The following is a 22,003-nucleotide window of genomic DNA, read 5'->3' as shown; positions in this document are numbered from 1 at the left end:
ACTCCGCGAGTGATCGGCTGCCGTCGAGCGATCGGCTACCGTCGGTGACATGGCGATCATCGGAGTAGGCGTGGACATCGCGGACGTGCCGCGGTTCGCAGAGCACATCGAGCGGGTCCCGGAGCTGCTGGACCGGCTCCTCACCCCTGCCGAGCAGCTGAGGAAGAACGGCGAGCGCAGGTCCGCGGAGTCCTTGGCGGCGCGGTTCTCCGCGAAGGAGGCGCTGGTCAAGGCACTCCAGCTGCCGCAGATCATCCCGTGGCAGGAGGCCGAGGTCGTCTCCGCGTTCTCCGGTGCCCCCAGCTTCCGGCTGACCGGCTGGGTGCTCGAGCACTTCCGGCAGAAGGGCGGCGAGACCGTCCACCTGTCGATCACCCACGACGCGGGCCGGACGGTCACGTTCGTCGTGGTCGAGGGCGACGGTGCGACGATCGTGCCGCCGGTCGACCAGCCTGCGCCCCTCCTCCCGGGCTCGCCCGAGGCGCTCGCGGAGCTCGAGCGGTTCCGCACGATGGCCCGCGCGTCCCGGGAGGCCCGCCGGGCTGAGCGCGAGGCTGCGCGGCGGGCTCCGCGGTAGGTGGACGCGGGCTCTGTGACGGGTCGTCCTCGAGTCTGACGGGGTCGAGGAGACTGGGCGTGCTCGCTGTCGCCTCTCAGGGCCGGTGCGAGCGCAGATCCCAGAACAGCCCGGCCATCATCTGCATTGATTCGCGGACCAGCGGGCCGAGCACATGTTCGTTCGGCGCGTGCTGTGCACATCCGGGGTACGAGTGGGGGATCCACACGGTCGGCAGCCCGAGGACGTCTGCGAATGCGCCGTTCGGGATCGTGCCGGCGAGATTCGGCACCAGCGCGGGCACTCCGCCGGTCGTCTGCTCGATCGATTCCATCGCGAAGCGCACCCACGGGTCGTCCGGGTGCAGCCGGGTGGCGGCCATGTCTCCGCGAGACTCCACCGCGACGCGGTCGAGGTCCGCGGCGGCGAGGTGGGCGCGGACAGCGGAGACGACGGACCCGGGGGTGGTCGACCCCACCACGTAGCGGAGCTGCAGGTCGGCGTGGGCCGTTCCGGGGATGGCGCCGACGGGCTGGTAGGGGTCTCCGCAGAGGAAGTCGAGGATCTCGAGCGTGTTCCACGCGAAGAGCCGCTCCGCCGGTGTGAGACCGGGCTCGCCCCAGTCGTCCGTCAACGACGGGTCTCCGGGGTCCGTACCCACGCTCAAGAGGTCCGTGGCGCGGCGGACCGCATCATCGATCCCGGTGGGGCGCAGCTCCTCGACGAGTATCCGTCCCTGCGCATCGACCAGCGACGACAGCGCGTGCGCCAGGATCGTTCCCGCGTTGGACAGCACACCGCCCCAGTTCCCCGAGTGATGTGAACGGTCCCGTTCGTCGACAGTGAGTCTCAGCAGCGTCGTGCCGCGGGACCCCAGGAACACAGTCGGGGTGGCGGCGGAGATCCGCGGTCCGTCCGACGCGATGAAGACGTCGGCAGCCAGCTCGTCCCGGTGTGAGGCACAGAACTCGGACAGACCCGGCGATCCCGCCTCCTCGCCGGATTCGAAGAGCACTCGCACACTGAATCCGAGGTGCCCGTCGCTCAGACGGATCACTTCCTCGAGTGCTGCGAGATTGATCGTGTGCTGGGCCTTGTTGTCCGCGGATCCGCGGCCGTACCAGCGGTCGCCGTCGACTGTGAGGGTCCACGGGTCCAGGCCCTCCCGCCACTGGTCGGTCTGCGGAGGCTGGACATCCGCGTGCCCGTACAGGAGCACGGTGAATGCGGCGTCCTCCTCTGTGCGGTCGGCGATGACGAACGGGTGCCCGGGGGAGACCGGGTTGTCGTATCGCTGCCAGGCGAAGCCCATCTGCTCCACGGCCGGCCCGATGTCCTCGCTGTAGTAGTCCTCGATCTCCTGCACGAGATCAGGGTCCGTGCTCACCGTGCGCCGTGCGACGCGTGTGCGGAGCTCAGCGAACAGCTGACCCGAGTCGACGCGTCGCTGCGAGGCGGCTATCGCCTCGTCCCGCGCTGCGACGGAGGATGCCGTTGTCTCTGCCATCAGTGGTCCTTTCGGTCGGGTGGAATCGGATGGGGCTGCGGAATGTCACTCGAGATGGAAGCCCACGCCCGGGCCCAGCGGCAGTCCTGCCCAGTAGAAGACGAGGAGGAGTCCGGTCTGCGCGACGAAGACGCCGATGGCGTAGGGGAGTGTCGCGGATATCAGGTTCCCCAGCCCCTGCCGGGGGTCCCATTCGCGCATGAATCCCAGGATCACGATCATGTACGGCATGAGGGGCGTGACCATGGAGGTTGACGAGTCGCCGATCCGATACGCCATCTGGACTGCGGCAGGGTGGAAGCCCAGCTGCATGAACATCGGCACGAAGATCGGGGCAAGGATCGCCCAGAGCCCGGTGCCGCTCGTGATGAGCAGGGTGATGAGCGCGGAGACGGCCACCACGCCGACCAGCAGACCGATTCCGGACGCATTCATCGCGATGAGGGCTTCGGCGCCGTTGACGGACACCCACAGTCCGATGTTCGACCAGGTGAAGTATGCGCTGAACTGGCTGATGAAGAAGATGACGACGAGGAAGTGGCGCATGCTGCCCACCGCCTCCGCGAAGTGGTCGACGACGTCTCGTCCCCGCGAGATCTTCCGTGCTCCCGCACCGTAGGCGAGGGCTGTGAGCGTGAAGAAGACGAGGAGGACGGGGACGACTCCGCTCAGCAGTGGTGAGGGGACGAGCCCGCCCGCGTCGTTCTGCATCGGTGAACCCGGGAGGAGGGCGACCGTGGCGATCAGAACGATGAAGGCGACGGCCGCTGCGCCGGCTGCGACCAGCCCGCGCTTCTCCTCCGCGCGGAGAGGTTCTGCTGTGGCCGTGTGCTGCCCTTCGTACGTGCCGAACCTGGGCTCCACGATCCACCGCGTGACGGACCCGCCGACCAGTGTGCAGACGATCGCGGCGACGACCATGAAGTAGTAGTTGTCGACGGCGGTGACCTCGAGCGTGCCGCCGATGATCGTGACGGCTTCAGTCGAGAGGCCCGCGAGGATGGGGTCGATCGATGTGATGACCAGCCCCGAACCGTAGCCGCTCGAGGATCCGGCGAACGCGGACACGATCCCGACGAGGGGGTTGCGGCCCAGAGTGCGGTAGACGATCGCGGCCAGCGGGGGCACGATGAGGAACGCCGCGTCGGCCGCGATGATCGCGGCGTTCGCGATGAAGAACACCGCGTACGGCAGGAGCCAGAGGGGGATGTTGAGCATGACGGCGCGGATCAGGGCCTCCAGCAGCCCGATCTTGTCGGCCAGCCCGATCCCCAGCATGATCGTGAGGACCGTGCCCACGGGTGCGAAGCCGACGAAGTTCGACACGGTGTTCTCGAGGATGAACTGAAGGCCGTCACCGCTCAGCAGGCTCTGGACCGGCACGTTCTCCCCGCTGTCGGGGTGTGTCACAGACACTCCGGCAGCGGCGAGTGCCGCAGAGCCGACCACGATGATGCCGATGAGCCACAGGAAGATGATCATCGGTTCCGGCAGCTTGTTGCCGATCCATTCGATGAGATCGAGGAAGCGGGTCCGGCGTCTGGTCGGCCGTGAGGTCGTGTCTGCGTCCACGGGTGGTTCTCCTGGGATCGTTGCCGCGATGCGCATGAGCATCGACGGCTGTGCGGGGGCGGAGTGGGGACGTCGACGATGAGGCCTCACGCACCACGCTCTTCCAGAGGAACGTACGCCATGACCGGTGTCCATGTGTGGTCTCCGCCACGTCCGATCAGGCACTGTACCGTTGCCGTGAAGGCAACGATGCGAAAGGACGGGATGTGAGTACGACGCTTCTTCCGGTCGAGCTGCAGTACTTTCGTGTGACTGCGGCCGCCGGTTCCGTCAATGAGGCGGCTCGTCGTCTGCGCGTGGCCAGTTCGGCGGTCAGTCGGCAGATCGTGAAGCTCGAGAGGTCGCTGGGGGTCCCGCTCTTCATCCGTCACGGGCGAGGGGTCGAACTCACGACGCAGGGCTTCCGCCTGCTCGCCTCGGTGCGCCGCTCAGAGGTCGAGGGGAAGCGCCTGCTGGCTGACCTCGCGCAGGAGGAGAACGATGTGCGGCGGATCAGGGTCGCCTGCTCCGACGGCTTCGCGGGTCCGCTCATCGCGCAGGTGATCGTCGCCTTCGCCCGCGTGCACCCGGAAGCGCGGGTCGAGGTCGTCTCGTGCTCGAGCGAACAGGCTGTGCGCCTCGTCCGGGACGCGCACGTCGATATCGGCGCCTGCTTCGTCACGGGGCTCCCCGATGGTGTGCGGGTCGAGTACACGGAACAGCTGCCGATGGTCGCGGTCATGGCGCATGACCATGTGCTCGCGGACCGGCGCGACCTCTCGCTCGCGGAGGCGCTGGAGCACCCCTACGGTCTCCTGAGCGGGCAGAGCTCCCAGCGCGATCTGCTGTCGGACGCTGCGGCGAAGCGCGGGCTCCGACTGGACCCGGTCGTCGAAGCGGATCGCAGCTCGATCCTGCTCGACTTCGTCCGGGCGGGCGGTGGGCTGATCTTCCGCTCGATGCTGGGTGGCGGGGTCGTCGATGACCCGTCCCTCACCGCGGTGCCGTTCGCTGAACCGGAGCTGCTTCAGAGAAGCGCCCAGATCCACTCCCCTCTTCCGGGCGACCTGGACGCCGCGCAGTCGGAGTTCCTCGATCTGCTCATCAGCGGTATGAGGTGGTAGGGGCGGCCGGTGACAGTGCCGCGACCTCGGCGGCGACCCGCTGACCCGAGCGGATCGCGCCGTCGATGTACCCGTTCCACACTGCGGCGGTCTCCGCCCCGGCCCAGTGGATCAGCCCGCACGGCGCGGCGAGGTGAGCGCCCACCGTCGTCCACAGCCCGGTGGCGAACCGACCGCCGTAGCAGCCGCGCGTGTACTGCTCCTCCGACCAGTTCCGCTGCAGCACCTCGGTGGGGCGGGCGGCGGCATCGCCGAAGAACGCTGTGAGGTCGTCGATCACGCGCCGGTCCCGCTCCTGGTCGTCCAGCGTGTGGAGGGCGCGCGCGTGGGCGCCCTCGACGAACGCGACGAGGATGCCCGCGTCGGAGTCCGGAACACAGTTGTCGTAGACGAGTGACACGCCGTGATCAAGGCTCATCACCGTTCCGCTCAGTCCCTCCTCACGCCAGAACGGGCGCGGATACTCGATCTGGAACTTGAGCACGCTGCCCGGCATCATGTGCGACTGCGCGATGTCGCGGCCGGCCGGCAGCGGCGGGTCATACGACATGCGCGTCGCCATCGTCGGAGGCACCGCGACGACGACGCGGTCGCAGCGCAGGGTGCGGTGCGAGGTCGTCACCGCGGCGACCTCGGCGTCCCAGCCGCTGATCCGCAGGACCTCCTCGTCCAGCAGCACCCGATCGCCCAGGGCCTCCGCGAGCCTCTCCGACAGCTGGTGGGTGCCCCCGCGCACGCGTGACTCCTGTGCTCCTCCGATCGTGAGCATCATGCGATGAAGACCGCCGCCCGAGCCCAGGTAGAAGAGCAGGTGGAGCGCAGAGTACTCATCCGCGTCCGCCGCGAGGATCGACGCGAGCATGGTGTCCATGAAGGCACGCGCGTCCGCATGGCCGCAGTGGACGTCGAGCCACTGGGCCGCGGTCATCCGGTCCAGGTGCACTGCGTCAGCAGAATCCCAGGGCGCCTCCCGGTCGATCGTGGCCGCAGTGCGGTCGATGAGCTCGACGAGGTCCGCGAATGCCCTCGCGGCCTCCCCGCCCAGTCCGAAGGCGTCGTCCTCGCCCTCCGTGCGCCCTCCGTCGGCGAACAGCAGTGAGGCGCCCTCGTCGTAGACCGTGAAGGTCTCGAGGCCCAGCCGAGCTGCCAGTGCGAGCACTTCGTCCTGAGTGGGGCCCACCCACTGACCGCCCAGTTCGATGACCGTGCCCGAGGCGAACTCGCCTCCCTCGGTCCGCCCGCCCACGCGGTCGCGGGCTTCGACGACGCGGACGTCGAGCCCGGCCCCGACCAGTCGTTCCGCCGCGGTGAGTCCGGCGATGCCCGCGCCCACGACGACGACGTCGCAGGTGAGGTCGCTGGCGGTGGCGTGAAGGGGTGTCATGGTGTCTCCTCGGGCCGGGTGGGGGCGGTGGTGGTCGGAGTGGCTGGGACGGTGAGGCTGCTGGGGCTGGTGAGGGCTCCGGTGGGGAGTGAGAGCCGTGCGGCGAGCGGTGCCGCGAGGCGTGCAGGATAGTCAGCGGGATCGCCGTAGGCGACCAGGGTGTGCGCGTTGAGCCCGTCGAGCAGCGCGATGAACTCCCACGCCGCAGCCTGCGGATCGTCGACGCTGAACTCTTCGCGGGACGCGCCCTCGGCGAGGATCGCGGCGATGAACTCCTGCCACGTGTCCATCGCGGATCGTATGGTGTGCGCCATCCGGGGGTCCCTGCGGCCGATGCTCCAGCCGTCGAGCCACACACTCGAATGGTCCTCGCGGCCGGTGCGACTCAGGGTGTCGATGAGGGCCGACAGCTGCCTGACCGCAGAGGAGTGCCGAGCGGCGAGTGCTGCACAGGACTCGAACTCCTCGCGCAGCAGCGCCTCGCAGGCGTGCGACCGGAGTTCGCCCATGTCCGCCGCGTGGTGGACGACGAGGGTGTGTGTGATCCCCAAGTGCCCCGCAATGCTGCGGTGGGTGACGTTCTGCAGTCCGTCCGTCAGCGCGAGCTCCTGCGCCGCGGCATGGATCGCCGCACGACGCTGGACGGCGGACAGCCTGCGCCGCTTCCCGCCCCCGGTCCCCGTCGCAGACTCCGGCTCTGTCTCCGGTTCCGTCCTCGTTGACATCGGATGTGACCCCGCTTACTGTGTGTCGGCAATGGTATTGACCGCATGGTCAATATCCCGTGGGTCGCCGGACGTGTCAAGAGACGCGACCGGAGAGCGCATCGGTCAGCGACGACCACCACGAAGCCGCGGACACTCGACGAGGAGGCGCACGCGATGACGGCACCCGGACCCAGACCCGACCACCAGTCCGCTCCCCGAGGCCTCGTGCGGTCGATGGGAGTACCGACCCTGATCTTCTTCGGCCTCGCCTACATGGTCCCGATGACGGTGTTCACGACCTACGGCATCGTGAATGAGGTGACGGGCGGATTCCTCGCGAGCGCCTACATCATCACGCTGGCGGCGATGCTCTTCACCGCCTGCAGCTACGCGTTCCTGGGCCGACGCGTCCGCACCGCAGGCTCGGCCTACGCCTATGCCCGCGAAGGACTGGGCGGTGGCGCAGGGTTCCTCACCGGGTGGACGGTGATGATCGACTACATCCTGCTCCCGATGCTCAACTACCTGCTCATCGGTCTCTATCTGTCGGAGCGGTTCCCACAGATCCCGGCGTGGGTCTTCAGCATGGTGGCACTCGTGCTCGTCACCGCACTCAACGTCATCGGGATCACGGTGGTGAAGAGTGCGAACGTTGTGCTCGTCGTCCTGCAGATCGTCTTCTTCCTCGTCTTCTTCGTCTTCGCCTCCCGTGCGTTCGATCCGGACACAGGACCGCTGGACCCGTTCCTGCGGTCCGACTTCAGCCTGCCCGCCGTCGTCGCGGGATCCGCGGTCCTCTGCCTGTCGTTCCTGGGCTTCGACGCGATCTCCACGATGGCGGAGGAGGCGAAGAGGCCCACGCGCTCCATCCCGATCGCCGTCATCCTCACGACGGTGATCGGCGGATTCTTCTTCGTCACGATCTCCTGGTTCGCGCACATGGCATCCCCGGACGTGGTGACGGGTAGCGGTGCGGACGTGGCGGCGCTGTCGATGCTGGGGCGGCTGGGCGGAGAAGTCCTCACGGCCCTCTTCCTTGCGGCCTATGTGACTGGTGCGCTGGGATCCGCGCTCGCATCGCAGGCGTCGGTCGCCCGCATCCTCTTTGCCATGGGCCGAGACGGGGTCCTGCCGACGAAAGTGTTCGGCTCACTGTCAGAGCGCTTCCGCACACCCGTCGGGGCGATCCTCGTCGTCGCGGTCGTGTCGATCTCCGCGGTGTTCGCCGACGTCGATTTCGTGGCCTCCATCGTGAGCTTCGGAGCCCTCACCGCATTCAGCGTCGTGAATGTGAGTGTGGTGAGCGTGTTCCTCGTGCGGGAGAAGAGGCGCGATGTCGGAGCGATCCTCGCGTACGGAGTCATCCCGAGCATCGGCTTCCTCCTCACCGTGTGGCTGTGGACGAGCCTCGCACCACACACCGTGCTGCTGGGCATCGGGTGGATCGCGCTGGGGATGGTCTATCTGCTGTGGACCACACGGGCCTTCCGGCGGCCCGTTCCACGCATGCACCTGGAGTGAGCGCCCGCGGCGTGCGTCGATAGGGCGTGCATCGATAGCTTGAGGACATGACCCTCCCGACCCCTGCGGAGTCCGACGCCCTCCTGCCTCAGCTCCAGCAGATCCGGCGCTCCCTCCACCAGCACCCAGAGGTCGGCCTGGACCTGCCGCGCACCCAGCGCACGGTCCTCGACGCGCTGGAGGGACTCGCTGTGGAGACCACGACGGGAGCCGGACTCAGCTCGATCGTCGTCGTGCTGCGCGGCGGCAGGCGCGAGGAGACGGGCTCGGGAGTGCTCCTGCGCGGCGACATGGACGCCCTGCCGATCGATGAGGAGACGGGGTTCGACTTCGCCTCCGACAACGGCGCGATGCACGCGTGCGGCCACGACCTCCACACGGCCGGACTGATCGGCGCCGTCCACCTCCTCCACGCGCACCGCGCCCAGCTCCCCGGTGACGTGGTCTTCATGTTCCAGCCGGGGGAGGAGGGCTGCGACGGTGCGGGGAGGATGATCGACGAGGGCGTGGTCGACGCAGCGGGGGTGCCCCTCGTGGGCGCCTACGGCGTGCACGTGTCAGCAGATCAGGAGCCCGGGCACGTGCACACGCGGTCGGGGCCGTACATGGCGGCCTACTCGCGCTTCGATGTGACGGTCCGCGGCCGAGGCGGGCATGCGGCGCGTCCGGAGAACGCACTCGACCCCATCGAGGCCGGCGCCGCTCTCATCGGCCAGCTCCAGGAGTACATCACCCGTCGGTTCAACATCTTCGATTCGGTCGTCCTCACCGTGGGCATGTTCCACGGAGGGACAGCGCCGAACATCATCCCCGAGGCGGCGGACCTCTCGATGAGCGTCCGGACGTTCTCCCCGGAGGCCACAGCCCGGGCGGAGGCGGAGCTGCCCCGAGTCGCGCAGTCATTCCTCGCCGCACACGGTCTGGGCGCGGACATCGAGTTCGAGACCCTCCTGCCGGCGACGGTCAACGATGACACAGAGGCCCGCTTCTATCTCGAGACGTTCGCAGAGCTGTTCGGCGAGGACCGTGTGCACCGGGTCGCGCACCCCAGGGCCGGGTCAGAGGACTTCTCCCGAGTCCTCCAGCAGGTGCCCGGATCGTACGGCCACCTGGGCGCGGCGATGCCGGGCGTCGATGCCGCGGCCCAGGAGGTCAACCACTCGCCGCGCGCCCGCCATGGCGACGAGGGGCTGGGGGACCACTCTCTGTTCCTGGCCCATCTCGCTGCCCGCAGGCTCCACAGGGAACTGGACCGGAAGGTCGCGGACGCGCACACCTGAGGCCCTCGTGACGTCTCTGCGGCCCTGCGCCCGGTACTGGCCTGCGCCCGGTACTAGTCTGAGTGCATGCCCGTCCCCGCCTACAGCGCCGCCGCGGTCCGTGCCGCCGAACAGCCGCTCCTCGACGCCGGCCGAGGCGAGTCCCTCATGCGCACTGCCGCGGCCGGGCTCGCCACCGTCTGCCGCCGCGAGCTGAGGAGTGCCCGCGGCCGGATCACCGGTGCCCGCATCGTCGTCTTCGCGGGCCCCGGCAGCAACGGCGGTGACGCGCTGCTCGCCGCCGCGAACCTCGCGCACCGCGGTGCTCATGTCACCGTCTCCGCACCCCTGGGACGCCTTCATGCGGAAGGCCGCCGAGCCGCGCGTCGAGCCGGTGCGCTGTTCCTCGATTCCGCTGCCGACGTCGAAACCGCCGCCGAGGCCACCGCCGCCGAGGCCGCTGGTCTCGCCGCCGAAGCCGACCTCGTCCTCGACGGTCTGCTGGGCACAGGCGCCCGACCGCGCCTCGATCCTCCTCTGAGCACCCTCATCCACGCGTGGCAGGCCGCGGCCCGCCGACGGTCGGTCCAGCAGGCGAACACCGGGCAGCGGTCCACCTCCCACGGCGCCTCGCAGATCGTCGTCGCGGTCGACGTCCCCACCGGCGTCGATGCCACGACGGGGGAGTGCGGAGACGTCCACGTGCGCGCAGACGTCACGGTGACGTTCGGCGCGAGGAAGGCGGGCCTCCACCTGCCCGGTGGAGCCGAGGTGAGCGGTCGCATCGAATACGTCGACCTCGGCCTGGACCTTCATCCCTCCGAGGACGGGGGGCCACCCCTCGACGGCTGGCCATCCCTCGAAGGCCAGCCGTCCCGGGAGAGCGAGGCGGCCTCGGGCCCGGAGGTGTGGGTCGTCGACGACGTCGACCTGCGCGACTGGCCCCGCCCGGGCCCCCACGACCACAAGTACACGCGAGGCGTGCTGGGGGTGATCGCGGGATCCCGGCAGTTCCCGGGAGCCGGGGTGCTCACCAGCCTCGCGGCGGTGCACGCCGGGGTCGGCATGCTGAGGGTGCAGGGTGCGGGGACGGTGCAGGATGCGGTCGTGGCCCGCGCACCGGAGGTCGTGACCACCCCCGGTCGGGTCCAGGCGTGGACGATGGGATCGGGCGCTCCCGAACCCCACGACATGATGGAGTTCCTCAGTGAGGCGATCGGCACGGGGACACCGCTCGTGCTCGATGCCGGTGCGCTCGCCCTGCTGCCGGCGCTGCTGTCGGTCGCGACTTCGCCGCTGCCGTCGTGCACGGTGCTCACTCCGCATGCGGGCGAGCTCACGGAACTGCTCACCCGCATCGATGATGAGGCAGCCGATCTGGACCGCGGGGACGTGGAGTCCGATCCCGTCCGGTGGGCCCGCCGCGCGGCAGGACTCACCGGTGCCGTCGTCCTGCTCAAGGGCCATCGCACCCTCATCGCCGCACCGGACGGCCGCCTGTGGGCCCCCACGCCGGGACCGCCGGGACTCGCGACGGCCGGCAGCGGCGACGTGCTCGCCGGACTGGTGGGCGCCGCGCTGGCGACCGGACTGCGTCCGGATCCGACGGACGACCCCGCCGGCAGCGCCGCGGCTTTGGCGGCCCTCGCCGTCATACTGCACAATCGTGCGGGTCGCTTCGCACGCAGTGCCTCGGGGATCGTCGAGGCCATCGCGGCGGAGCTTGCAGAGATCGAGCACGTCGGTCCGACGGGGACGGGAAGAGGAGACACGCATGCACGCTGAGGCTCCTTCGATCCTGCGCGCGCTCATCGACGCAGACGCGCTGGCGCAGAACGTGGCCGCGATCCGCGAGCGGATCGGCGAGCGCACCCTCATGGCGATCGTGAAGGGCGATGCCTACGGCCACGGTGCGGCGCACGTGGTGCCGGCCGTGCTCGCCGCGGGCGTCCGACGGTTCGGAGTCGCCACCCTCGCCGAGGCCCTTGACCTGCACGAGCAGCTCGCCGGCCTGCCGTTCGGCGATGAGGCGACCCTCCTGTTCTGGCTGCACGACGATACGACGGATCTGGCCCCTGCTCTTGCGCGCGGGTTCGAGGTGGGGCTGTCGACCGCTGACGGGTTCGCCCGTGCCGGTGAGGCTGCTCGCCGCACGGGGAAGGTCGCCCGCGTCCATCTCAAGGTCGACACCGGGCTGGGGCGCGGCGGCTTCAGCCCCGCTCAGCTGAGCGAGCTCCTCGGGGAGCTCGGCGGACCGGGCGCAGGATCTGCGGGAGCCCCGGCGGGGGATGTGCAGATCGTCGGCCTCATGAGCCACCTGGCGAACGCCGATCTCCCGGGGGACCCGGCGACCCACCGGCAGAAGGAGGCCTTCGCGTCCTTCCATGATGCCCTTGCGGATTTCCTCGCCGGCACGGGTGCCCGCTTCGCCTCGACCGAGGGGCTGACGACGCACACCGCGAACTCGCCCGGCGCGCTGGGCGACGACGACGTCCCCGGCGACACGGTGCGGGTAGGACTGTCCCTCTACGGGCTCAGTCCGTTCGAGCACGTGAGCGCGCGGGACCTGGGTCTGCGCCCGGCCATGACCCTCTCGTCGCGTGTGCTCACGGTGAAGGACGTGCCGGCGGGCCACGGCGCCTCCTACGGGCTCACGTACACGACGAAGCGGCCCACGCGCTTCGCCCTGGTGGCGGGCGGGTACGCGGACGGCATCCCCCGGCCGGCGTCCGGCCGCGCCGAGGTCACGATCCGCGGCCGCCGGCTGCCCGTCGTCGGTCGCATCGCAATGGATCAGATGATCGTCGATGCAGGTGAGACGCCCGTCCAGACGGGGGACCCGGTCACTGTCCTGGGCGACGGCCTCACCGGCCCGAGCGCCGAGGAATGGGGCGAATGGGCCGGCACCATCAACTACGAGATCGTCACGCGCATCGGCCCTCGCGTCGACCGTGTCGGAGCGGGCGCGCCTGGTGACGTGGCGCAGAACCCCGTCTCGGTGACCCTCACCGTTCCGGGCCGGGCGGCGATGGCCGATCTCGCCGAGGCCGTCGGCCGGGTGGTCCGTGCCGGCGACGTCCTCGTCCTCACCGGCAACCTGGGGGCGGGCAAGACGACGTTCACGCAGTTCCTCGCACGGTCGCTCGATGTGCGCGGACGGGTGTCGTCGCCCACGTTCGTCATCGCTCGAGAGCACCCGCCGCGAGGCGCTGGGCCCGGGCTGATCCACGCCGATGCCTATCGGTTGGGAGGTGCCGACGAATTCGACGACCTGGGGCTCGACGCCTGGCTCGACGAATCGGTCACCGTCGTCGAATGGGGGCGCGGCATGGCGGAGACCCTGGGCGGCCACCTCGACGTGGAGATCCTGCGCGATGCGGAGACTCTGCGGGGTGCGGAGGCTCTGCGGGACGGAGGAAGCTCGGGCGATGTGGTGAGCCTCGGCGATGCCGTGTGCGTGAGCGATGCGGACACCGCGCGCGGCATGGATCACGAGGGTGCGGCACCCGAGGGCGGCGCCGCAGACGGCGATGGCTACGGCTATGGCTATGACAGTCAGGATGAGCAGGACGAGGACGGCTCCGATGACGAGTTCCGCACCGTCGTCCTCACCGCCCACGGGGACACCTGGACCGGTAGACTCACGACGCTCCGCGCACACCTGAGCGGTGGCGCGGACGCGGGTACGACCAGCGACCCGAGCACAGAGGAGGCCCCGTGATCGTTCTGGCGATCGACACCTCGGCGGCGGCTTCCGTCGCGCTGGTCGAGGGCGAGCGGCTCGTCTCCGATCGGACGGAGTTCGCCGCCCGCCGCCACGTCGAGTTCGTCGGCCCCGCGCTTGCAGAGGTGCTGGCCGACGGCCGCGCGGAGGGCCTGGTGCCGGATGCGGTCGTGGTGGGCATCGGCCCGGGGCCCTTCACCGGCCTGCGTGCCGGGATCGCCGCAGGCATCGGCGCTGCACTGGGGGTGGGGGCACCGGTCCACGGAGTCGTGAGCCACGATGCGCTGGCGCTCCGTGCGTTCGCCGCCACGTCCGACGCGAGTACCGACCCCGCCGCGGTCACGGGCTCCGACCCCGCCGCCGTCACCATCGCCACAGACGCCCGCCGCCGCGAGGTCTACGCGACGACGTACAGCGGCCTCGACGAGGCAGGTCTGCCCGTGCCGGCGTCCGGACCTGCCGCGCTGTTTCCCGTGGACCTCGCAGAGCGTCGTCCGGCACGGCGTGTGGGGCGGGGCTTCGTCCTGTACCGTGACGTGCTCGGCGACCCGGAGGACGGGGATCCGAACGCCCTCGACCCCACCGCCGCGTGGTTGGCGCGATTCGCACACCGGGCTCTGTCCAGCGGGCGCGCACTGCCGGGGACCGAGCCGCTCTACCTGCGCGAGCCCGACGCGAAGCCCAGCGCACGCCGTGAGACGCTCCTCAGCTGAGGAGAGGGCTGAGAAGAGGGTCGAGGAGAGGACGGAACCGACCGCGCTCACCCGCCTCACCTCGCCCCCTGGCACTCCACCTCGTGCCCCCGCACGCACCCCTCGCGATCCATCGACGGAAGAACCCTGTGAAGCACCCTGATCCGGCCTCGAGCCCCGACCCGGCCGCACATCGCGGCCCCGGGTCCGAACCTCCGCTGCCCCCCGCGCCCCGACTCCGTCGGATGCGCTGGTGGGACATCGATCGTGTCGCCGAACTCGACACGGTCCTCTTCGGTCCCGACACCTGGACGCCGGAGTTCTTCTGGTCGCAGCTCGCGTCTCCGGTCGCGCGCATGACGATCGCCGTGGAGGTCGGCGACGGGCTGTGCGGCTACGTGGGCGTGAGCGTGGCGGGCGCGCAGGCGGACATCCTCACGATCGGCACCGCACCCTCCGCGCAGGGACGCGGCCTGGGGCGACGGCTCCTGGGCCACGCGGCGGACAGCGCCCGGGATGCGGGCGCAGAGGTCCTCCACCTGGACGTGGCCGCGGACAACAGCGCGGCGCTCGGCCTCTACCGGTCGTTCGGCTTCGACGAGCTGGGCCGCCGTCCTGACTACTACGCGGGCGCGGACGCGATCGTCATGAGGGCGTTCCTGTGACTCCGGCCTCTCGCCCGATCAACCTCCGCGCATAGGATGAGGGCATGACGGAACATCTGGTGCACGCGTCGGTGACCGAATGGGAAGACGGCATCGACCTCGTCCTCGACACGCAGGTCGCCCTGCCGCCCACGCAGGTGTGGCCGTATCTCACCCGCTCCGAGCTGCTCGAGGACTGGTTCGTCGGCTACCAGTCGGACTCCGGCGCCGCGGACATCCTCCTCGAGCTCGATGACCAGCCGGTGCCCGCGCATGTCCTGAGCGTCTCCGCACCCGAGGACGACACCGCCAACGCCCACGTCCTCCTCGAGGTCGACGGCATCGGCCGCTTGGGACTGACCCTCACGCCGCTCCCGAGCGATGCCGAGGTCGTGGGCACCCGCATCACCCTGGCCCATACGATCGCGGACCGGGGGATCGACCACGACATCCTCTCCCAGGCGATTGCACAGGTGGGGCCTGTGTGGGAGACGCATCTGCGGCTGCTCGCCGGGACGCTCACCGACAGCCCGGGGGCCTACGACGTGCCGGAATCTCAGATGACGACCCGCTACGAGGCTCTGGCCGAGGAGATCGGATGACCCGTGCCGAACCGCTGGTCCTCGGCATCGAGACGTCGTGCGATGAGACCGGAGTGGGCATCGTCCGCGGCCGCACTCTGCTCACGAACACCGTCGCGACGTCGATGGACGAGCACGTGCGGTTCGGCGGAGTCGTGCCGGAGGTCGCCTCCCGCGCGCATGTGCAGGCGATCGGCCCGATGATCGAGAAGGCGCTCGCGGATGCCGGCGTGGCTCTGGACGACCTCGATGCGCTCGCCGTCACTGCAGGGCCGGGGCTGTCCGGCGCCCTCATGGTCGGCGCTGCGGCTGCGAAGGGGCTGGCCGCGTCGACGGGGCTGCCGCTCTACGGCATCAACCATCTCGCCGCGCACGTCGCAGTGGACCTCGTCGCTCCCGATTCGCCGGGCCTGCACACGCCCACCATCGCGCTGCTGGTGTCCGGAGGGCACACGGAGATCCTGCGCATCGGCGACATCGTCGACGACATCGAACTGCTGGGCGCCACCATCGACGACGCCGCCGGCGAGGCGTTCGACAAGACGGCCCGCCTCCTGGGCCTCGACTACCCGGGCGGGCCCAGCATCTCCCGCGCCGCCGCCGGTCTGCTCGACGGAAGCGGCGTCCCCGGTGACCCCGCTGCGGTGCGCTTTCCGCGAGGACTCTCGACGAAGACGGATCTCCGCGATCCGGAGCGTCGGTTCTCGTTCTCGTTCTCGGGCCTCAAGACCGCCGCTCTGCGCACCGTCACCGCAGCCGAGGCGGCCGTGTCCGCCCAGCCGACCGACGCCCCGGGTGCGGGCGAGCCCTCGCCCGGTGCACCACGGCTCGCGGACATCGCCGCCTCGTTCGAGGAGGCCGTCGTCGACGTGCTGGTGAAGAAGACCCTCCTGGCGTGCGAGGACACAGGCATCCGCCACGTCCTGCTGGGCGGCGGGGTCGCCGCGAACGCGCGACTGCGCGCCCGATTGGCTGAGCGGTGCGAGGCCGCCGGCGTGACACTCCGCGTTCCTCCCCTGGACCTCTGCACGGACAACGGGGCCATGGTGGCCGCGCTGGGAGCGGAGATCGCTGCGCGGGGGCGGGCGGCCTCGGGTCTGGGATTCGGAGTGCTGTCGTCACTGGAGGTGGACGATGTCCTCGTCTGAGGAGGCGCGGGGGAGGTCGTCCGAGGAGGACACCGTGCCTGCTGGAACGTCTGGTCCGGGTGCGACGGGCGAGCTGTCGCAGGAGCTTCGTGAGCACCTGCGTGCTCGTCGTCGAGCCGGCGATGGCTGGGTCGAGACCCCGAAAGGCAGGTTCTGGGGACTGTTCGGCGCGGCCGGACTGCTGCTGCACGATCCGGACCGGGGTGTGCTGCTCCAGCATCGGGTCGCATGGTCGGCCCACGGCGGCACCTGGGGCATCCCGGGTGGTGCGATCGACGCGGGCGAGACGCCTCTGACGGGCGCGATCCGCGAGTGCCACGAAGAGGCCGGAGTCCCTCAGCTCGACGGGGCCGATATCCGCATCATCCACACTCATGTCGTCGACATGGAGGGGTGGTCCTACACGACCGTCGTGGCGCGGACGATCGCGCACCTCGAGGAGTACGTGAACGACATCGAGAGCGTCGAGCTGCGCTGGGTGCCGCTCTCCGAGGTGACGGATTATCGCCTCCACCCCGGCTTCGCCGCGGCGTGGCCGACGCTGCGCGGCGTGCTCGAGGGCTGAGAGAGCCGCGGCTCGGAGCGAGCGCTCTGCGTGGGTGCTCCCAGGCGGAGCATTCGCAGTGCAGACTGCGACGGACATCTTGGGCGCAGTGTTGTCCTCGACGTGCGTCTATAGCCTCGGCATGTGCCGATAGCCTTGGAGTGTGTCTCAACCTCTCGAATCAGCGCGTGTCTTGCTGGTCGCGTCGTTGGCGACGGCACTCGCCGCCGGAGCTATTGCAGCGGCGTGGCTGTTCATCGGGCCTGCGGGGTTCTCCTTCGCCTTGGTCACTCATTTCGTTCTCATGGCGTGGGTGTCCGCGATCGTCGGCCCCCGAGTACAGATTCCGAATCTGGGTTGGCTGTGGGTCGGGCGCTGGGAGTCGCGGCTTTACCCAGCACTGGGGGTCCGGTTGTTCGGGAAGTTGCTCGACGTCATCGGATGGAACCGGGTCATAGCAGAAGAACGCGGATTCAACGGCACGCGAGAGGGGTTGCAAGAGCTCGATCAGCACACGCGGCGCTCCGAGGTCGGCCACAGCCTCTGCATTCTCGTCACTGTGGCTATGGCCCTCGGCGTGCTATCGACAGGGGCATGGCAAGGCGCTGCTTGGCTGGTTGCACTCGGACTGCTCTTGCACCTGTACCCGGCGCTGCTTCAGCGACTCTTGCGCGCCCGCATTCAATCCGTAGCGGACAGGCTTTCAAGGAAGAGCTAGCCGATCGACGCTGTGGAGCTGGTAGTTCGTCAGCCGGAGACGACTGCGAGAGCGAGCCGCCACGTAGCACCGTGAGGACCCCGCCACTGATCTTTGCAATCCACACCCCACGATGAAGAACTCACTCGAACACTCTTGTGCGCTCATCCGTTCTGCCCTAGAATAGAACATGAGTTCGATCGAAGTCGATCGACTGCAGATACGCAACGAGGCGTGAGGCGGGTGAGTGGCATGGCGGAAGGTGCGGACCGGTCTGAGCCCTTCCCTGGTGCCCAGCGTCGTGTCGAGCCCCTTGTCTCCATTCCTCCGATCGCGAGCGTGGACGCACTCTATGAGACGCTGGATTTAGGGCATCCGGTACTCGGTGGCCTCGAGTACCTGGACTGGAGCGCGATCGTCTCGCCGTGGAGCACGTGCGAAGGAGCCTCCGGCGACAAATCACCTGGTGCTGGCGTCGAGACTAGTTTTGAGGCTGGTGCCAGTGCCAGTGCCAGTGCAAGTGCTGAGCATGGATCTGAACCTCGGCCCGGTGCTGCGGCGTCGTGTGCGGAGCGGCTCTCGTCCCGGTCGGTCGCGCTGGATCGACTCCGCGGCTTGGAACTCGTCGACCTCGCCACGACTGCGCTCTCCCTGGCGCGGGCGGAGGAATCTTCGCGCCAGAGGATGGAGAACCTCTTCGAGGACTGTGAGTCCGATGAGGATGACTGCACCTCAGAGCAGTATGCGCAGTTGGCTGAGAGCTACGAAGCGTTCGGGACCCATGCGGAGTATCTGCTCACGACGGAGCATGAAGCCACCCTGAGCGCGCGTTTGAATACGCGCACCGGCACAGCGCGGAAGCGCGTCGGGCAGGCGATCACCGCGTACGTCGGCGTGCCGCTCACGCTGAGCGCGATTCTTGAAGGGCGCCTGCGTTTCAATCGGTGGGAAGCCATCGTACGGCGGATCGAGAGCCTGTCGCTTCCACATCTGCGTGCGCTTGATGTGTTCATCGTCGGGTTGGATCCTCGGTACTCACTAGGGCAGTTCACCCGTCGAGTGTGCCGCTTCTTGGCCGATCTGGTGGACAAGCCGGTGCTCGCTGCGAAGGTGCGTTCGCGGCGGACCGCATGGGTGGAGGACTTGCCTGACGGGGAATCTGTCGGCTCAATCCGGGGACCCACCCCACTCGTGCACGCATGGTTCCAGGAGGGCTATGCGCTCTCCGCCGCAGCGTTGAAGCGTCAGTTCGCGAACGTGGACGTCACTCCCATCGACAAGACAGTCGACTCGAACCCAGACCCAGCCTCAGACTCAGGCTCAGGCTCAGGCTCGGACTCGGACTCGGGCTCGGACTCAGGCTTGAGTTCGGCTGCGGACTCAACTGCGGCTGCGGGCGCGCCTTCGGACTGGAGCGCAGCTTCGGACGTGAGTTCGGCCTCGGTGCCGGAATCAATCACACCGATGACCGCGGCGGACGAACTCCCGCCCCTCGGGTCGCTGGCGGTGAAAGATGAGCGGCAGATCCGGCAGATGATGTTCGACGTGATCACCGGTGCCACCCCGCGGACTGAGACGGTGCTCGAGGAAATCGACGACGAGGACGGCACGAAGACCCGGTACCGCGTTGGTATCGCCTTCTCTGATGAAGCGTCCGTTCTGCGCAAGCACGCGTCTGTGGTCGTGACGGTGCCGATGACCACGCTCATGGGCCTGGATGATCGGCCCGGAACGATCGCTGGGGCCCCCGTTCCGGCGGATATGGCCCGTATGGTCGCCTCCAGCTCCACCGTCTGGTATCGGATGCTCACAGATCCCACGACGGGCAGAGTCCTCGACGACACGGCGCTGAAATACGAACCAGACCGCGCTACGAGGATCGCAGTCCGAGGCAAATGGCAGACCTGCACGGCACCAGGCTGCTCGCGTCCAGCACTCGAATGCGAGATCGACCACGGTATACCGTTCAACCATCACGAGCCGGAGCTCGGAGGTCGGACGGAACCAGCCAACCTCCATCCGCTGTGCAAGAGGCACCACCAGGCGAAGACCGAAGGCCGCCTGCGAATGCGACGGGTCACCGCGGATGAGATCGAATGGATCATGCCCGTCGGCACCACCGACACGACAGTGGCTCCCTCGGTGGATGACGGAGGAATCCTCAGTGCGGCATGCGCGCCGGAGGAGTCTCCGGAAAGGGCGGACGCTCGCCGCGTCGTCCGAGAAAGAGTCGTCACGGATCCATTGACGGGGGCGGATGCGGCCGATGCAGTGCTCGCCGGGGCGTGGCAGGAGCTTCTGGCGGAGGAGGCCATGCGGGAGCGCCGCTGCGCGGAGCAAGCCGCGGAACGCTCAGGGCAGTACGCAGATCTCGAAGCAGAGTGGCGGAGGGCGAAAGCGTGGCCGGAGCAGGAGCGCGCGCGGCTGGACGAGTGGGAAGCACGTCTTGGTAGACAGTCGCTCGACGTCGCCAGGCGGGATGAGAAGGTGAGTCGGGACGAACGCCTCGCGGCCATGATGCTGGCCGATGTGGAGCGACGACGACAGGACCTGCAGGCGCTTCGGGTGGAGGCGGGCCGATCGGAAGCGGATAAGCCGGAGGATCAGCCCGACAACGATCCGCCAGAGGTCGGGTCGCGTTCGACAAGGCGTGCCCGGTCAGCTCCTCCACCGAAGTACAACGAGTCCAGCATCGCGATGCAGACGATCATTCCCATGACGACGACGATCTTCGAGCATGAGCGCGGTGCGACCAGCAGCCTTCACAGCCCACTCTTCGAATCGAGAGCACGGCGGGTGGCGAGACGCGACGAGATCGAAGAGCTCGCGGCCACGTACGACGAGATCTGGCAGCCAGGGGAGAACGCGGTGCGAGGGCCTCGGTCCACAGGGAAGCTGCCGCGCACTGCCTCAGCCATCGCGGACCGGCTCGCGACGGAGCTGCACGACCGCCTTGCGGACAGGGTCCCCGATGTGGTGGTGACCTTCGGACAGATCCCTCCGGTGGAAGAGTCGCCTCCGTGGCGCGAGGAGCTTCGTCGGAAGGTGGCCTCGTTCCGCAGAGTGAGCGCAGAACCTCGGAGCGTGCCGCACGCACGCAGTCCGACAGCTGACGAAGCCGATCCTCCGCCGTTCTGAAGGCGCGCCCTGCTATGGCTACGACTACGGCTTTCCGGCGCGGAACTCGGAGACCAGGAGCTCGGCGACAGACGTGAGCGAACCTGTCTCGGCCAGCCGCGCCCTCTGACGCTGGTACCCGGCTCCCCACGTGGCGAATCCGTTCATCAGCTCGAGCTCCTCGACACACCCCAGCCGCACTGCGACGGGGCGCAGGCGCTCGACTTCGTCCGCGATGACCTCTGTGACCAGGCGTTCGTTCGCAGCAGCATCCTCGATGATGATCGCGTCCATGCCGTACCGCGCAGCGCGCCACTTGTTCTCGACGTGGAACCAGTCCGGCATCGTCGGCAGCGTCTCGCCTACGTCCAGGCGAGCAGAGAAGTCGTCCACCAAGCACTGCACGAACGCCGTGACCGCAGTGATCTCCGACAGGGTCGACAGGCCGTCGCAGACACGGACCTCCACGGTGCCCCAATGCGGGGCGGGTCGCAGATCCCAGCGGATCTCCGTCAGTTCGTCGATGACGCCGGTCCTCTTCATATCCGCGATGTAGGACTCGTAGCCCGACCAGTCGTCGAAGAGGTAGGGCAGCCCGGCGGTCGGGAGCTGCTGGAACATCATCGCGCGGTTCGATGCGTAGTGGGTGTCCGTCGCTTCCCAGAACGGCGATGTCGCACCCGCCGCCTGGAGGTGCGGGACGTAGCAGGTGAGCGCCGCGAGGATCGGCAGCACCTTGTCGCGGTCATCGATGCCCACATGGGTGTGCACGCCGTAGATCAGCATGTGGCGCCCCCACCACTGGGTGCGGTTGATGAGCTCGGCGTACCGGGCGTGGCCGGTGATCTCCTGGTTGTGCCAGAGCGCGAACGGGTGCGTGCCGGCGCACAGGAGCTCGAGTCCCAGATCGTCCAGCACTGGTCGCAGCTGCCCGACCGCGTCCTCGAGGTCGCCGGCGACACCGCTCACGGAAGCATGCACACCGGAGACGACCTCGATGGTGTTCGTGAGCATCTCACCGACGACTCGGTTGGCCAGGGGCGTGTCCGCGATCGCGTCGAGGACCTCGCCCGCCCGGGGGACGAGGTCCAGCGTCGTGGGGTCGACGAGGCCGAGCTCCCATTCGACGCCCAGCGTCGACCGCTCCGACCGTGCGAAATCAACCATGCGTCGAATCCTAAGTCACGTCGAACGGTGCCGGAGGAACACCGATGTCGTGGTCTGCGCCGCTGACTGTGGCCCACTGG

The 22,003-nt window shown here is 68.9% G+C and carries 18 protein-coding genes; 13 read left to right on the top strand and 5 right to left on the bottom strand.

Annotated features, from left to right (window positions below; genetic code table 11):
- Positions 1-49 precede the first annotated feature (49 nt).
- Positions 50-577 carry a holo-ACP synthase gene (locus tag BJEO58_RS09360; RefSeq protein WP_101589209.1) on the top strand — a complete coding sequence of 176 codons (528 nt, stop codon included), beginning with the start codon at positions 50-52 and terminating at the stop codon, positions 575-577.
- Between the two features lie 76 nt (positions 578-653).
- Here the strand turns inward: BJEO58_RS09360 and BJEO58_RS09355 are convergent, their stop codons facing one another.
- Both BJEO58_RS09355 and BJEO58_RS09350 read right to left on the bottom strand, forming a co-directional pair.
- Complete coding sequence (locus BJEO58_RS09355) at positions 654-2,063, bottom strand: M20 family metallopeptidase (protein WP_101589208.1); 1,410 nt, start codon at positions 2,061-2,063, stop codon at positions 654-656.
- 45 nt (positions 2,064-2,108) lie between these two features.
- Entirely contained in the window at positions 2,109-3,635 is a 1,527-nt protein-coding gene (locus BJEO58_RS09350) for an AbgT family transporter (protein WP_180951896.1), read from the bottom strand.
- Between the two features lie 206 nt (positions 3,636-3,841).
- Between BJEO58_RS09350 and BJEO58_RS14800 the strand changes: the two genes are divergently transcribed.
- Positions 3,842-4,738: a LysR family transcriptional regulator gene (locus tag BJEO58_RS14800; RefSeq protein WP_180951895.1), complete on the top strand. Its 897-nt coding sequence runs from the start codon at positions 3,842-3,844 to the stop codon at positions 4,736-4,738.
- On the opposite strand, the gene BJEO58_RS09335 is transcribed toward BJEO58_RS14800, so the two are convergent.
- Both BJEO58_RS09335 and BJEO58_RS09330 read right to left on the bottom strand, forming a co-directional pair.
- Positions 4,719-6,122, bottom strand: coding sequence for a flavin monoamine oxidase family protein (locus tag BJEO58_RS09335; RefSeq protein WP_101589205.1), 1,404 nt, complete (start codon positions 6,120-6,122; stop codon positions 4,719-4,721). The genes BJEO58_RS14800 and BJEO58_RS09335 overlap by 20 nt on opposite strands.
- Entirely contained in the window at positions 6,119-6,847 is a 729-nt protein-coding gene (locus BJEO58_RS09330; RefSeq protein ID WP_101589204.1) for a TetR/AcrR family transcriptional regulator, read from the bottom strand. Before BJEO58_RS09330 ends, BJEO58_RS09335 begins: the two co-directional genes overlap by 4 nt.
- A gap of 156 nt (positions 6,848-7,003) precedes the next feature.
- Between BJEO58_RS09330 and BJEO58_RS09325 the strand changes: the two genes are divergently transcribed.
- The 11 genes from BJEO58_RS09325 to BJEO58_RS09275 all read left to right on the top strand — a co-directional run bounded on the left by BJEO58_RS09325 (position 7,004) and on the right by BJEO58_RS09275 (position 20,777).
- On the top strand, positions 7,004-8,350 hold the full coding sequence (locus tag BJEO58_RS09325) for an APC family permease (RefSeq protein WP_101589274.1): 1,347 nt from the start codon (positions 7,004-7,006) through the stop codon (positions 8,348-8,350).
- Between the two features lie 47 nt (positions 8,351-8,397).
- A complete protein-coding gene (locus BJEO58_RS09320; protein ID WP_101589203.1) occupies positions 8,398-9,630 on the top strand; it encodes a M20 metallopeptidase family protein in 1,233 nt (410 codons plus the stop codon).
- A 66-nt stretch (positions 9,631-9,696) separates the two neighbouring features.
- Entirely contained in the window at positions 9,697-11,394 is a 1,698-nt protein-coding gene (locus BJEO58_RS09315) for a bifunctional ADP-dependent NAD(P)H-hydrate dehydratase/NAD(P)H-hydrate epimerase (protein WP_101589202.1), read from the top strand.
- Positions 11,384-13,330, top strand: a complete 1,947-nt coding sequence (alr, locus tag BJEO58_RS09310; protein WP_101589201.1) for an alanine racemase — start codon at positions 11,384-11,386, stop codon at positions 13,328-13,330. The genes BJEO58_RS09315 and alr overlap by 11 nt, the downstream gene beginning before the upstream one ends.
- Positions 13,327-14,046 (top strand): tRNA (adenosine(37)-N6)-threonylcarbamoyltransferase complex dimerization subunit type 1 TsaB, encoded by a 720-nt coding sequence (gene tsaB / locus BJEO58_RS09305; RefSeq protein WP_101589200.1) that lies wholly within the window; start codon positions 13,327-13,329, stop codon positions 14,044-14,046. The genes alr and tsaB overlap by 4 nt, the downstream gene beginning before the upstream one ends.
- Positions 14,047-14,270: 224 nt before the next feature.
- Positions 14,271-14,690, top strand: coding sequence for a ribosomal protein S18-alanine N-acetyltransferase (gene rimI / locus BJEO58_RS09300; RefSeq protein WP_101589199.1), 420 nt, complete (start codon positions 14,271-14,273; stop codon positions 14,688-14,690).
- Between the two features lie 44 nt (positions 14,691-14,734).
- Positions 14,735-15,271 carry an SRPBCC family protein gene (locus BJEO58_RS09295; protein WP_101589198.1) on the top strand — a complete coding sequence of 179 codons (537 nt, stop codon included), beginning with the start codon at positions 14,735-14,737 and terminating at the stop codon, positions 15,269-15,271.
- Complete coding sequence (tsaD, locus tag BJEO58_RS09290; RefSeq protein ID WP_101589197.1) at positions 15,268-16,398, top strand: tRNA (adenosine(37)-N6)-threonylcarbamoyltransferase complex transferase subunit TsaD; 1,131 nt, start codon at positions 15,268-15,270, stop codon at positions 16,396-16,398. Before BJEO58_RS09295 ends, tsaD begins: the two co-directional genes overlap by 4 nt.
- Positions 16,385-16,963: an NUDIX domain-containing protein gene (locus tag BJEO58_RS09285; protein ID WP_101589196.1), complete on the top strand. Its 579-nt coding sequence runs from the start codon at positions 16,385-16,387 to the stop codon at positions 16,961-16,963. The genes tsaD and BJEO58_RS09285 overlap by 14 nt, the downstream gene beginning before the upstream one ends.
- 142 nt (positions 16,964-17,105) lie before the next feature.
- Positions 17,106-17,660 carry a glycosyl-4,4'-diaponeurosporenoate acyltransferase CrtO family protein gene (locus tag BJEO58_RS09280; protein WP_144573907.1) on the top strand — a complete coding sequence of 185 codons (555 nt, stop codon included), beginning with the start codon at positions 17,106-17,108 and terminating at the stop codon, positions 17,658-17,660.
- 594 nt (positions 17,661-18,254) lie between these two features.
- Positions 18,255-20,777, top strand: coding sequence for an HNH endonuclease signature motif containing protein (locus BJEO58_RS09275; protein ID WP_101589194.1), 2,523 nt, complete (start codon positions 18,255-18,257; stop codon positions 20,775-20,777).
- 24 nt (positions 20,778-20,801) lie between these two features.
- Here BJEO58_RS09275 and BJEO58_RS09270 read toward each other — a convergent pair whose 3' ends face one another.
- Positions 20,802-21,923, bottom strand: a complete 1,122-nt coding sequence (locus BJEO58_RS09270) for a glutamate--cysteine ligase (RefSeq protein ID WP_101589193.1) — start codon at positions 21,921-21,923, stop codon at positions 20,802-20,804.
- Positions 21,924-22,003 lie beyond the last annotated feature (80 nt).

The sequence above is a fragment of the Brevibacterium jeotgali genome (assembly GCF_900169175.1).
Classification (GTDB): Bacteria; Actinomycetota; Actinomycetes; order Actinomycetales; family Brevibacteriaceae; genus Brevibacterium; species Brevibacterium jeotgali.
Note: the sequence above shows the minus strand (reverse complement) of the source record. Positions and strands in the feature narration are given on the sequence as shown.